Source organism: Bacillus cereus group sp. BfR-BA-01382 (assembly GCF_022663475.1).
GTDB classification, from domain to species: domain Bacteria; phylum Bacillota; class Bacilli; order Bacillales; family Bacillaceae_G; genus Bacillus_A; species Bacillus_A thuringiensis_S.
The window spans coordinates 1-12,017 of the sequence record NZ_JAKUFQ010000062.1 but is presented as its reverse complement, the minus strand read 5'-3'; the positions used below and the strand labels follow the sequence as shown (position 1 = coordinate 12,017).

Here is a 12,017-nt window from a genome sequence, read left to right as displayed (position 1 = left end):
GGTGACTTAGTTATTACTAAGCGTGTAGAGAACCTTGTCTACCTCTATGAAATTTATAAGTTAACGCTAAAGAACGGTGACGGATTCGAACCGTCCATTACGGTTTTGCAGACCGCACTCCCGTACCATCAAGATTACCGTCCATGATAGGGAGAAAGAATGATTTTATCATTCAAAACTCCGAAAATGTGCAATTCGCACTGGCTCAAAAGGCCTAAGAAAAAATGCCTGGTCTCTAAACCTCTAAACTTGACCTGGTTGTGTAGAATTGCTTGTGAGAACAATTCAAGTTTTTAAAAACGGTAAGGACTCACTCACATTAAAATTGTCCTTAAAAGGAATTTCTATAGGTCACATTTACGGTAGTGAAACACCACTTTTTAGAGCTTACAAACCACTCGGACTACTTGGTCTCTAACTTCAGCTCTGGAGGACTCCGTGGTAGACTTGCCAAGTGCCATAAACAAGTCATTTTCGTCTAACCTATCCTCAGTTGCTCCCCTTCTTTGCACCCCAAGATAGGCACATTAATCAATTTAAGAGGCAGGGAGTGGTGTTTAATTTTGTAAGAACATATCCTTTCGAACAAAAGGCGCCCATATATTAATACGTAACCCTTTGCTAACTGGTCTGCAATATTTGCTGATTTGGATACTTCTTATAAAGCGACCAACGGGATTCGAACCCGTGACAACAGATTGGAAGTCTGTTATGTTACCACTACACTATGACCGCATGTGGTTACTGAGGTGAGTATCGAACTCACTCCCGTCAAAGTTAATAACTTTTAAGGTCCCATATGCTCAGTAATATTAAGTTTAAAAAGCCGAATGTAGGAATCGAACCTACGTCCAATAGTCATGTTAATGAGTACTCCTAATCGCTTTACCACTAAGCTAAATCGGCATGATAAGAAGGTGGTAGGGAATTGACCCTACGGTATCTGCTTTACACGCAGTCTCCAATTTCCAGTTCACCTTATAAGCTTCCATTTATTTAACGTGTTAGGATTCACCGCATTTCGCTAAGATGTTTTCACCTTAGACCGTCTGCTTGACTAAATAGATAACCTACTAAATCATGAAAATAATTGAGAGTCATCTGATGCCATTTGTTATGGCTCTAAAACTAAGCGAGAATAACGGGATTTGAACCCGTGCTACCTGGTAGACAGCCAGGCGTGTTTACCGCTACACTATATTCCCATATAAGCTCCCTATTTGACGTGTTAGGGTTCACGGGTACATACCAGTTCATTTTTTCTAAGATGTTTCACCTTAGACCGCCTGATTACTCAGCGTAGACTTTATCCTAAAAAGGAAACACGTCCAAGTGGAACATCGCATACAGGATTCGAACCTGCGAATGCTCGGTAGAAAGCCGAGTGTGTTAGCCAATTTCACCAATGCGACATGGTTACAAGGTTTTTTTTCGTTTTTTTAGGTCGGACACCCAAGCAACATAAAACTTTCTATAATTAGTGACACTTACAAGTTATTACACTTCATATGTGCTTAATTAGAAAGAAACGTATTAAGTCCTAAACGAGGATAACGGGATTTGAACCCGTGCTACTTGGTAGACAGCCAAGCGTGTTAAACCGCTACACTATATCCCCATGAATGGTAGGGTATAGGGGACTTGAACCCCTGAATCTCCGATAGAAAGTCGGATGTGTTAACCATCTTCACCAATACCCCATAAGCAGTGAGGGAGCTACCCTCACACCCTAATATCGCACAAAAGATAGCGAGTCCTTTGCCGTATTGTGGCGAGACTTAGGAATCTAACCCAAGTTCGATTGCATGAACCGAAAAAACAATCCTCGCATGTTATAAAGCGGAAGGAGAGGGACTTGAACCCCCACAACGCTCCTCACGTCCACGCCTGTTTTCAAGACAGGTCTCTTACCAATTAGAGTATCCTTCCATAATATTCCGAGCAGAAGAGTTTGAATCTACGAATGCTCACTTCTTAAGAGAGTGGTGAATCAAGCTCTTGTCTACTCAGATAAATAATAGCTTCTGGAGAAGGCTTCGAACCTCCAATGTCAATACTGACGCCTGTGTCAAAGACAGGTGACTTTACCAATTTGTCCATCCAGAAATAATATGGCGGTGCATACGGGACTTGAACCCGTGACCTCTTGCGTGACAGGCAAGCGAGCACTCCAACTGCTCCAATGCACCATTTGGTTGAACTACCTGGTCTCGAACCAGGGATGCAGAGTCCAAAGCTCTGGGCCTTACCAACTTGGCTATAGTTCAATAATAAGGAGAGTGAGTTGAGATTTATACCGGGCTATCAACTCCACCCCAAGTTTTTTTCTGACTCTGTTAACAAAGGTATCTCTCCGTTCTTTGTTAATGGTCAAATTGTCAAAGGTGGTAATGATGGGATTTGAACCCATCATTACCATATATGGCTCACCAGGTAGGACTTGAACCTACGACCTTTCGCTTAACAGGCGACTGCTCTAACCAACTGAGCTACAGGTGAATAATAAGATGGTTCAGGGTGGACTCGAACCACCGACCTAACGCCTATGAAACGCTCTCTCTACCAACTGAGATACTGAACCACAATAGAGAAAGTGTAAGTTTCTCTATTAAAAAGGAGAGACAGAACAAGTTTAGTTTACACACTACTAATCGCAGGTAAATAGCATGTAGATATCGTTCTGAATCTTTAACAACTTATATTATTATATTAACATTTTTATTAACTATAGTCAATAAAAAACATTAAAAAGTTTGTTCTACTAATCTTTATTGTTAGAAAGTGGACCTGATAGGATTTGAACCTACGACTGTCATCTTGCAAGGATGGTGTTCTCCCAATTGAACTACAGACCCATAATGTAGAAACATATACTCGTCACAGTTTACGTCTTTTGCTATCGGGTTTTGAGGTTTTCCCTTAACCTTCGTTCATCGTGTGACACCATGAGACACGACTTATGGCGATAGCGACCATATTTAGAGGCAGTCATCAATATAAGGATACAAGTCCTTAACAATGCAGTTTGTTATCGGGATAACCCGCCCTCAATAATTGGATGATACTTTTCGGAAGATAGGACTCGAACCTACAACCCTGCCTACCTCGTTTCCTTCATGGGTCTTTCACCAAACGGTTGGCTCCTCTACCAATTGAGATACTTCCGCATAAAAGGGTGAATGACAGGATTTGAACCTGCAAGGGATTTCTCCCACCTAATCCACAGTTAGGCGTGTCTACCAATTCCACCACAAACACCATAAATAATTGAGACTAAATGTACTCACACAGACTGCCCCACGCTATAGAAAAATATAATTCTTCTAATTTCAGGATTCGAACCCCGCATCCATGGACTAAATTATTGCAAGTAGAACCAACTCTTTTAGGTAAAACCTTTTCTCTCGAATCGAACGAGCACTCACGCATTAGCCTGTGTCAATACACTTAATTTTTTTAGGACGCTTGGATGGAATCGAACTACCGACTTATCTACACAATTGGGTGTAGCTTCTACCACTGAAGTTACAAGCGTCATGAATATCAGGATAGCAGGACTCGAACCTACATGAACCACATCCCAAATGTGGTGGGTGACCAAATTACCCTATATCCTGTTAATAAAAAGGGCTATATCGGAATCGAACCGATGTTTCCTGCTTGGAAGGCAGGGGTGATAACCGCTACACTAATAGCCCGTAATGTAAATAAATAATATTCTTTTTGATAGGAATATATTCAATAATGATTGTTCTACCAGTTTTCAATAAATTTGTTTAAGATTGCATGATTCTTTTAAATACTTCAATTTTAGTTAAGAGTAAATGCAACTCTTTTTTTCTAAAAAATCTTCTGTGCCCATTGTATTCTTTACCTTTATAAAGATATGACATCTTCATAAAGTCGTCCTCTGTTTTTTGAAGTAAATCATATAGACTATGAATATTATTCTGTTTGAGAAGGCGATTTGTACATGCTTGCAATTCGAGCTCTTCAATAGGATATTTTTTAAAAGATTCTTCAATAAAATTCATATTAAACTCCTTAAATTATATATAGAAAGAAAAGCGACTAACGGGAGTTGAACCCGTACTAACAAGTTGGCAACCTGTCGTGCTACATTAAACACTATAATCGCATATTGGAAGGGCGTATGGGATTCGAACCCACGAATAATTGATAGAAAGTCAATTGGCTTAAACCACTTGCCTAACGCCCCATAATAGATGTACTCACACAGACTGCTCCTTAAGCGTAAAAGGTAATTGCGTATATTACCTTTCCAGGAATCGAACCTGTAGTCTATGGGATGCGATAATGGTAACCATTTATAGAATTCTCGCCAGAATTCTTTTCGACTCGAACGAACATTATGCAGAGCCTGTGTCAATACACCTAATTTAATTAATGATACGGATAGTAGGAGTCGAACCTACACGCCACGCATGGCAACTGCTCCTAAGGCAATCGTGTCTACCAGTTCCACCATACCCGCATGTTTAAACCCGATATTTTAGCCGTATATCGGAAACGCAATTCTCTAAATCAATGTTTAATATGTACATTGAGAAACATTGAAGTGCGGATAGCAGGACTTGAACCTGCACGTCACAAGGACATCGGATTTTAAGTCCGATATGTCTGCCAATTCCATCATATCCACAAGATAATTTGGTTCGCCCGATAGGATTTGAACCTATGACCTCTCGATTAAAAGTCGATTGCTCTACCAACTGAGCTACGAGCGAATAATAGTTATAATATTATGTTCGGAATAAACCCACTCACCGAACTATGTCTGCTCCTCGTCATATATATCCATACAGACTTTCCTAATCGCTTGGTTGAGCCAATCACAGCTCTTTCATGTGTGTGAAATCATACTACTGCACTCTGTCGTGCGGAGGCGTAAAGCCTAAAGTAATAGCAGGGGAGGTGTGTGGAATTGAACCACATTTAAATTAAAACCGTTCACCTCCATAATATTGGCGAGGGCAATAGGAATCGAACCTATATTCCTGGTTTTGGAGACCAGTGTCCTACCTAATTAAACGATACCCCCATAACATTTATAAACTAATATATATAATAGATAAGTTTATTTTTTTTATAACAACTTTTTTAAAAAAACTTGTCGAACCTATGATTTTTTTGTTCTATAAGCTGAATTAGTCAAAACAACTTATAGAACAATTAGGAGTTAAACAATTATGTTACAGTCATCACACTGCTGAATTTAATCCCCTCCAATTAAATTCTTATTGTAAGTTCAGGGGAATGGTATTCCTATCATTACTCCCAACTACAATACTTGTCACAACGACTAAGCATCAAGAATTCTCACAACAGTAATCCCACTTACATAGAGAATAGGACTCTCTATGTATAGCACTTACCTAAAATATAAATATTAGTTGTACAAAAGTTACTTAATGGAGCCTACAGGTTTCGAACCTGTGACCGTTCGGTTATGAGCCGAATGCTCTACCAACTGAGCTAAGGCTCCGTGATATGAATAAAGGAGGAACTTCCTCCTTTATAAACAAGAGAAATACAACTAATAATAGAAAATCGTTTTTTTTAAAAGGTATTAATTACCTTACACTTATAATAACATTTATATTTACTATAGTCAATAAAAAATAAAAGAAAAAGTGTCGAACCTAAGAAACATTATATATAAAGATATTTTCTTCTAATATATAGGAAGAAAACCTATAAGGAGATGATACCTTTGTTACAAGAACTGAATGAATTATTAAATGGGAGTGTAATTCAAATAGAAGAGTGTAAAAAAATATTAAATAAAATAGAGGAAACACCTTTTTGCATTATGACAGAATTATTTAATGGAGATGAAAGTCTATTACCGTATTTATTATTACCATATGGTGAGGATGCGTTATTGTCTTTTCAAAACATGTTATATGAATATCTTATCCCTGAATTAGAAAAATTCATTGCTTTAGAAAAAGTAGAATTAAGTTATGATGCCAACATTTATCCTTCACCTATTATTGTTTCAATAGATGGGATAGAAATGGGCTATATCAGTATTCAAGAACGAAAAATACATTGTATTGAAAATGAGCAAGAAACCATTATTCAAATACAAATTAATGAGGCGTATTTAAAGTTAGAGCAATTAAGGGAAAGTAGAAAAGAAATAGACCTATACAAGCAGAATCCGTTAGCAATTGGTGGAGGAAATCCATTGAAATTAGCAAAAATAGCATTACAAAAAAAGAAATACATAAAGAATTTAGATAAAGATTTGTTAAATATAGATAATGAAGCTTTTGAAATAACAAAACAAATACAAACATTAGAAAACAAATTACAAGCTATTCAAGATGATTTTATTGAACATGGATACTTTCTTGAACGGATTGTACGTAAGATTAAAAACAAATTTAATTACAAAGTCGAAAAAGAAGAAAACTTGTAATGTTAATAATAAACAGGGGATGAAGGTATATCTTCTGTTTTTTTTGTAAATGATTATTTTTTTATTAAATTTATTAGAATAAAAAAGTCATGTATATAGGTTTATGTTTCGGAGGGGTTTTGTGTATGTTGAAAGTCTCTAAAACAAGTGTTAATATATTGACTATAGTAAATATAAAAAGAGGTGTTTGATTTGGAAAAAGAGAATCGTGAAGAAAAACAAAATTATGGATTGATTTTTTGGGAGTATTTCAAATACATGGCGGTTGCGGTAATTATCGCTATTGTTATTACTTGTTTTGTTGCTCCTGCCAAAGTTGTAGGTCATTCCATGGATAATACATTAGCAGATGGAGATTATTTGTTTGTTAATAAAACAGCATATAAAGTAGGAGAGCCACATTACAATGACATTGTTGTGTTGAAAGCTCCAAAATTGAATGGTCGCATTTTGATTAAACGGGTAATTGGTTTGCCAGGTGATGAAATTGAAATTAAAGACAATCATGTATATCGGAATGGAAAAGAGTTAAAAGAATCATATATCAAAGAAGATATGAAAAATAATGCAGATGCAAAAATAAAAGTAGCTAAAGAAAATGTATTTGTGATGGGGGATAACCGAAATAATAGTATGGATTCTCGTAGTCCTTTTGTAGGAACAGTTTCTATTAAAGAAGATGTAATTGGAAAGGTATTTGTTAGACTGTTACCTTTTGGGGATATTAAATCGTTCTAAACAATATAAAATTATGTTTCTCGTTTTATTTGAATATGATAAGTCATTAGAATAAAAGGGGGAATGCCTACATGAATAAATATAACGTATTTGGAATGGAATTAATTAGCTATAAAACAGAGATTTTAAAAGATTATCCTGACATCGTAAAACGTTCGTTACATGATACATTTGATAAATTGTTAGAACATAATGCAATTGATGAAGATATTCATTTTTCATTAAAAGATGATGGGATGGATACTGATAGATTTAAGAGTTTTATTTTAACAAAAATAAAATGTATTAAATCAAATGAAGAATTATTAGTAGAATATGAAGTGATTAGAGAAAGATTAGAATCTCACATTCAAGAACTTATTCAGTCACAAGAATTAGAGACGGAAAGTTTTGTTGAAAAAGAAAATATTTCTATTATCAAGAAGTTTGTGATTGATACAGAATTTGCACAAGAGTATTTTGGTATAGAGGAAAAAGATTTGGAAAAATCAATGAAACCAAAAGGGTTTGTGGAGAAATTTGCAGTATTACGTTTACCAAAAATTTTAAAGGATTTTGTCCAAATAGATGGAGTTCAATCAGAATACTTTAACTATGAAGCAATTAATTCTTTCTTGGTATATCGTGAAGAAGAAACAACTAACTACTGCATTGACTTATGCCTATCAATTCCTATTGATATTGCAGAAGATGAAACAAAAACGGTAGCTATTATGGAGGATGTTTCAAATGTCGTAAGTAAAGCGGAAGAGTATTTCGGTGAAAGGTTAACAATTTAAGTTAGTGACTCCCTTTGAAAGGGAGTTTTTTATTGACTAAAGTAAATAAAATAATTAGTATATTACATATATAGTAAATGCGGGGGGTGTTAAGATGCAATATATAATTGCGGTAGGTGTTTGTTTTTTCTGCTCTCTTCCTTTTGTTTTCTCAAAAAGTAAAAAGAGTCGTATGTTTAGTATCATTCTTTTAGTGATTGGTGCTTTAAGTGCCATCGTAATAGGTACGTCTACGTGTGAATCCTATTATAGAGATTTTAAAGTGGTAGGAAACTATTATATAACGAATTATTCTTTTGATGATAAGAATGATTCTTATACGATTGAAGCATTAGATGAAAACGGAAAAGAAATCAAAAAACGTGTTATCAAAAAGGTAGATGCAAACATTATGAATAATGGTGTTCAAGATACATTAGTAGAAAAAGAAATTGATAAAACTTTTGAAATTAAACTATTCAATACGTATACGATATTTACTACTACAAAGAAAGAACCATATGTACCTGACTTAATTTTTGCGAATCAGCCTGAAATGTAAAAAAGCACCTAATAAGGTGCTATTTTTATTTACTATATTAAATAAAATATTATAGTATAGACACATAAATAAAAGGTGGTGTTGGTATGAAAATCTTAATACCTATGTTCACAGCCATTGCTCTTACTACAGGAGCGGTAGGTGATGTTTCAATTGCGAACGTAAACAAAACAGAGAGTTATTATAACGAAAGAAAAGTAGTAGATATAGATTTTGATAAAGAACGAATTGAAAATAAGATGAATAAAAAAACATATGATTCTTCGAATCAAAATGAGGTGTACGTACCTGGAAGTAAAAACAAAGGAATTCAATTGAATTCTGGAAAAGTTACAATTCCGTCTTCGGATTTAAAAATAGACAAAGAAGAAACAATCACAGTATCTCTTTGGATGAAATGGGATGGAAATGATAATGATTTTATACCATTTGCTTTTGGGGAATATACACTATGGTTTCACAATGGAAACTTTGGTTTCAATACAGGTAAAAATGATATTTATGGTATGGAGAAAGGCTTGAAAGCAGGACAAATGACGCATGTGTTAGCTGAATTTCACAAGAATGATGTTATGAAAAACAAGCTATTCATTAATGGAAAAAAACAAGAACTTTCACAATTGGAAGGAAGTCCTGATAATAAAAAAGCTACATTTGATGACTCGCTTCAAATAGGTGGATGGAAATATGATAACTATCACGATATGGATGAGGGTATCATACTTGATGAATTTAATGTTTTAAAAGATTCAATACAAGACGGAGAAGAGAAAGATTTATATCTTTTATCTAAAGTTCCAGAATTAAATGTGTATCAAAATGAATTATATGCGAAATCAGAATGGGCAATTGATATTTTAGATAGTGACTTACTGTATCAAACGGATTTTGAAACGAATGATTTTATACCGAATTTTAAATGGGGATATGATGAGTTTTATGGTGATGGAGGTCAGTCTATTACAACAGAGGATAAATTCTCTGGCAAGCAATCTATTAGAACAGAAGATACGTTTAAAAATGGGAACTGGATTCAATGGCCGAATAGAAATAGAGAGCGTTCTATAAATGTATGGGAGAGGTTTAAATTTAAGAATGGAATACCATTAAGTGTTACTTACTATGCAAAGAATAATGGTGGAACTAAGTCGTTAATTATGGCAAATGGAGATGGTGGATGGGCAGAAAGTTTTTATGACCACGATTTACCACCAGTAAAGTTAACGAAACCTATGAAAAGGGGAGCTAAAGTTGCACATATTGACAATCCAGATGCTTTCAAAGTAGGAAAGCATGGATATACACTTGACCAAGATGAATTAAAAATTGGTGCGGTGATGCAAGTGGAAAGTGTAGATACAGAAAATAAGACGGTTACATTTCGTAATTCTGATGGTGTAGATAGAGATGTAGAAGAAGGAACGCCATTTCATTTTCGCCAATGGAGAGGAGCTTGGTCGTTCCCTGCTCGTAATGTAGCAAACGAGGAAGGGTGGAAAAAAGTAAGTGTTAACACCTATGTTACTGATTATAAAGATTATGATGTGAGTAAACGAGGAGGTTCCTATTACATGGCTTCCTTAACTGACAAGGTTGTGTATTTAGATAATGTAAAGTTTGGATATGCAACGGAAGTAGAATTATATCGTGATGGTAAAAAGGTATACAAAGGTTTAATGTCTGACTTTGCAGATAGAGAAGCAATTGATAAAGAAAAACCAGACATGGTTAGGAAGATAACTTTTAATGGAAATAAAGATGATTTATCTATTTCCTTTGATAAACCAAAGGATGTAGGCACGAAATATACGTACAACATTAAAGGATTATCAAAAAATGGAGAAACACCATTATCAAAAAATAAGGAAGTAGAGGTTACGGCGGGAATTAAAGGTTACAGTTATTTGATTGATAAGAATCCAACTACTATACCATCTAATAATGTGAATTTAGCAGGAGAATCATTAAAAACTTCATTAAGAGAGAGTGGACAGTATTATTTACACATAAAGACAGTTGATAATCAAGGAAATGCAAGTGATACAAAACATATTCCGATTGAGATTCCTACATTAGAGGCAAAGGCAAATCATAAAGATAATTTAATTGAGTTAAAGTGGAGTGGTGGTAAAACTGAGCCTTATACGTATAAAGTGTTTAAAAAGAAAGAAGGAGAAAAACAATTTCAAAGTGTGTCAGCAACGGATTATAAGAAAAAAGTAAAAGTTTTAAACTTGTATCCATATACCGCTTCTCTTATGAAAGACATTACTTTTCAAAACTGGAAAGGAGAGAATATCACTCTTCCTCAATCAGCATTGCTTAAGAAATGGATGGAAGAACCGAATATTGAGGATGCAAAAGGATATGGAAAGGGATTAATAGATGTTGATGCAGTAGAATTAAATCAGTTTAATAAAAACCCTAATGAATACCTAAAAAGCCCAGATGGTTCTTGGCGATATGATGTAGTTTATGCAGGGGCTTGGGATACAAATAGGCAACAAGATTTAAGCATTCAAGGAGAGCAAGTCATAGAGGATTTTATTAATTCTGGAAGAGGGTTCTTAGCAGGGCATGATACAATTACGCAATATCACAACTTAAAAAACTTTGTGAAATTGAGTGATTTCCTTAGAATAAAAACGTATCCGTTTAATGGAAATGTCTATGAAGCGAGAGCTTCAGCGATTCAAATGCCTTGGATTGGTAGTCAGAACATTGAGGTTAAGAAAAAAGGGTTGTTAACAAATTTCCCTTGGGCGATAGGTGATATAGGCTCTAAGTTATCTGTTCCAATTTCGCATACGAATTCACAAGTATCTTTAGGGGATGTGTGGATGAATTATTCAGATTGGAAATCGCCATTTGTGGACAAGGACGTTGGAGTGGGACCAGAGGTTTCAGACCCCGAAACAGGATTAGGAACAAATAATTTCTATCTGACCACATGGAGTAATACAGCGATGATTCAAACTGGTCATTCTAATGGAAAAGCAACACCAGACGAACAAAAGGTATTAGCGAATACCTTGTTCTACTTAGCTCAATTGACTTCAGATACAAAGTTAGCTGATAGAAGTGGTCAAGATGTAGACGCACCTACAAAGCCTAATATTAATAAGGCTTTGTTGAATGAAAATGGTACAGTAGATGTTTCTTATAATGAGTCTGTTGATAAAGGGACTTCCTATGAGTATTATGTTGAATCAAAAGGTAGTGACACACAAAGTGTTGTAAAGTCTAACATTGCAAAAGCTGAAGTAAAAACAGGTCTAAAAGGATATTCTATTGCTATTGATGAAAACCCATATACTATACCTGATGAAAAAACGGAAACAATAACTGCTTCTTATCAGTTAACTGTTCCTAATACCAAAGATTTCTATATCCATGTAGCAAGTGTGGATAATGCAGGTAACATCTCGGAAGTATCTCACTATCACTATCAAGATAAATTTTCTCCTGAATTAACAATTACTGCAAGTACGAAGGATTGGACGAACAAAAC

General features: G+C 35.1%; 6 protein-coding genes and 25 tRNA genes. 5 read left to right on the top strand and 26 right to left on the bottom strand.

From position 1 onward, the window contains the following. Positions 1-70: 70 nt before the first annotated feature. The 26 genes from MR160_RS21575 to MR160_RS21450 all read right to left on the bottom strand — a co-directional run bounded on the left by MR160_RS21575 (position 71) and on the right by MR160_RS21450 (position 5,506). A tRNA-Cys gene (locus tag MR160_RS21575) sits at positions 71-143 on the bottom strand. A gap of 521 nt (positions 144-664) precedes the next feature. Next, positions 665-735: transfer RNA gene (locus MR160_RS21570), tRNA-Gly, on the bottom strand. An 89-nt stretch (positions 736-824) separates the two neighbouring features. Beyond that, a tRNA-OTHER gene (locus MR160_RS21565) sits at positions 825-906 on the bottom strand. A gap of 227 nt (positions 907-1,133) precedes the next feature. After that, positions 1,134-1,205, bottom strand: a tRNA-Asp gene (locus tag MR160_RS21560). A 133-nt stretch (positions 1,206-1,338) separates the two neighbouring features. Beyond that, positions 1,339-1,412 (bottom strand) — tRNA-Glu (locus MR160_RS21555). A gap of 133 nt (positions 1,413-1,545) precedes the next feature. Next, positions 1,546-1,618, bottom strand: a tRNA-Asp gene (locus MR160_RS21550). Between the two features lie 5 nt (positions 1,619-1,623). Then, positions 1,624-1,700 (bottom strand) — tRNA-Glu (locus tag MR160_RS21545). A 140-nt stretch (positions 1,701-1,840) separates the two neighbouring features. Continuing rightward, positions 1,841-1,929: transfer RNA gene (locus MR160_RS21540), tRNA-Ser, on the bottom strand. 92 nt (positions 1,930-2,021) lie between these two features. Then, positions 2,022-2,106: transfer RNA gene (locus tag MR160_RS21535), tRNA-Gln, on the bottom strand. Between the two features lie 6 nt (positions 2,107-2,112). Further along, positions 2,113-2,189 (bottom strand) — tRNA-Asp (locus MR160_RS21530). 3 nt (positions 2,190-2,192) lie between these two features. Beyond that, positions 2,193-2,267, bottom strand: a tRNA-Gln gene (locus MR160_RS21525). Positions 2,268-2,422: 155 nt separating this feature from the next. After that, positions 2,423-2,499 (bottom strand) — tRNA-Asn (locus MR160_RS21520). A 9-nt stretch (positions 2,500-2,508) separates the two neighbouring features. Continuing rightward, positions 2,509-2,581 (bottom strand) — tRNA-Met (locus MR160_RS21515). Between the two features lie 201 nt (positions 2,582-2,782). Beyond that, a tRNA-Ala gene (locus MR160_RS21510) sits at positions 2,783-2,855 on the bottom strand. A gap of 212 nt (positions 2,856-3,067) precedes the next feature. Beyond that, a tRNA-OTHER gene (locus MR160_RS21505) sits at positions 3,068-3,166 on the bottom strand. A gap of 7 nt (positions 3,167-3,173) precedes the next feature. Further along, positions 3,174-3,259, bottom strand: a tRNA-His gene (locus MR160_RS21500). A 284-nt stretch (positions 3,260-3,543) separates the two neighbouring features. Next, positions 3,544-3,617 (bottom strand) — tRNA-Pro (locus MR160_RS21495). A 9-nt stretch (positions 3,618-3,626) separates the two neighbouring features. Beyond that, positions 3,627-3,698 (bottom strand) — tRNA-Gly (locus MR160_RS21490). A 78-nt stretch (positions 3,699-3,776) separates the two neighbouring features. Then, positions 3,777-4,034 (bottom strand): DNA-directed RNA polymerase subunit alpha C-terminal domain-containing protein, encoded by a 258-nt coding sequence (locus MR160_RS21485; protein ID WP_242298012.1) that lies wholly within the window; start codon positions 4,032-4,034, stop codon positions 3,777-3,779. Positions 4,035-4,066: 32 nt separating this feature from the next. Further along, a tRNA-Gly gene (locus MR160_RS21480) sits at positions 4,067-4,138 on the bottom strand. A 4-nt stretch (positions 4,139-4,142) separates the two neighbouring features. Further along, positions 4,143-4,219 (bottom strand) — tRNA-Glu (locus MR160_RS21475). Positions 4,220-4,411: 192 nt separating this feature from the next. Continuing rightward, a tRNA-Leu gene (locus MR160_RS21470) sits at positions 4,412-4,495 on the bottom strand. A gap of 85 nt (positions 4,496-4,580) precedes the next feature. Next, a tRNA-Leu gene (locus tag MR160_RS21465) sits at positions 4,581-4,663 on the bottom strand. 9 nt (positions 4,664-4,672) lie between these two features. Next, positions 4,673-4,748 (bottom strand) — tRNA-Lys (locus tag MR160_RS21460). 238 nt (positions 4,749-4,986) lie between these two features. After that, positions 4,987-5,062: transfer RNA gene (locus MR160_RS21455), tRNA-Trp, on the bottom strand. Positions 5,063-5,433: 371 nt separating this feature from the next. Further along, a tRNA-Ile gene (locus MR160_RS21450) sits at positions 5,434-5,506 on the bottom strand. 219 nt (positions 5,507-5,725) lie between these two features. On the opposite strand from MR160_RS21450, the gene MR160_RS21445 reads away from it, so the two are divergent. From MR160_RS21445 to MR160_RS21425, 5 genes are all read left to right on the top strand, one after another. After that, entirely contained in the window at positions 5,726-6,448 is a 723-nt protein-coding gene (locus tag MR160_RS21445; protein ID WP_242298009.1) for a hypothetical protein, read from the top strand. A 183-nt stretch (positions 6,449-6,631) separates the two neighbouring features. Further along, on the top strand, positions 6,632-7,186 hold the full coding sequence (lepB, locus tag MR160_RS21440) for a signal peptidase I (RefSeq protein WP_086877935.1): 555 nt from the start codon (positions 6,632-6,634) through the stop codon (positions 7,184-7,186). A gap of 71 nt (positions 7,187-7,257) precedes the next feature. Continuing rightward, a complete protein-coding gene (locus tag MR160_RS21435) occupies positions 7,258-7,965 on the top strand; it encodes a hypothetical protein (protein WP_061662364.1) in 708 nt (235 codons plus the stop codon). A 94-nt stretch (positions 7,966-8,059) separates the two neighbouring features. After that, entirely contained in the window at positions 8,060-8,506 is a 447-nt protein-coding gene (locus tag MR160_RS21430) for a hypothetical protein (RefSeq protein WP_242298007.1), read from the top strand. 86 nt (positions 8,507-8,592) lie between these two features. Further along, the coding region (locus tag MR160_RS21425) for a LamG domain-containing protein (protein ID WP_242298005.1) at positions 8,593-12,017 on the top strand (3,425 nt) is incomplete at its 3' end.

Coding starts and splice junctions, on each gene's coding strand:
- MR160_RS21485 (WP_242298012.1), bottom strand. CDS start 4,034: ATGAATTTTATTGAAGAATCTTTTAAAAAATATCCTATTGAAGAGCTC.
- MR160_RS21445 (WP_242298009.1), top strand. CDS start 5,726: ATGATACCTTTGTTACAAGAACTGAATGAATTATTAAATGGGAGTGTA.
- MR160_RS21435 (WP_061662364.1), top strand. CDS start 7,258: ATGAATAAATATAACGTATTTGGAATGGAATTAATTAGCTATAAAACA.
- MR160_RS21430 (WP_242298007.1), top strand. CDS start 8,060: ATGCAATATATAATTGCGGTAGGTGTTTGTTTTTTCTGCTCTCTTCCT.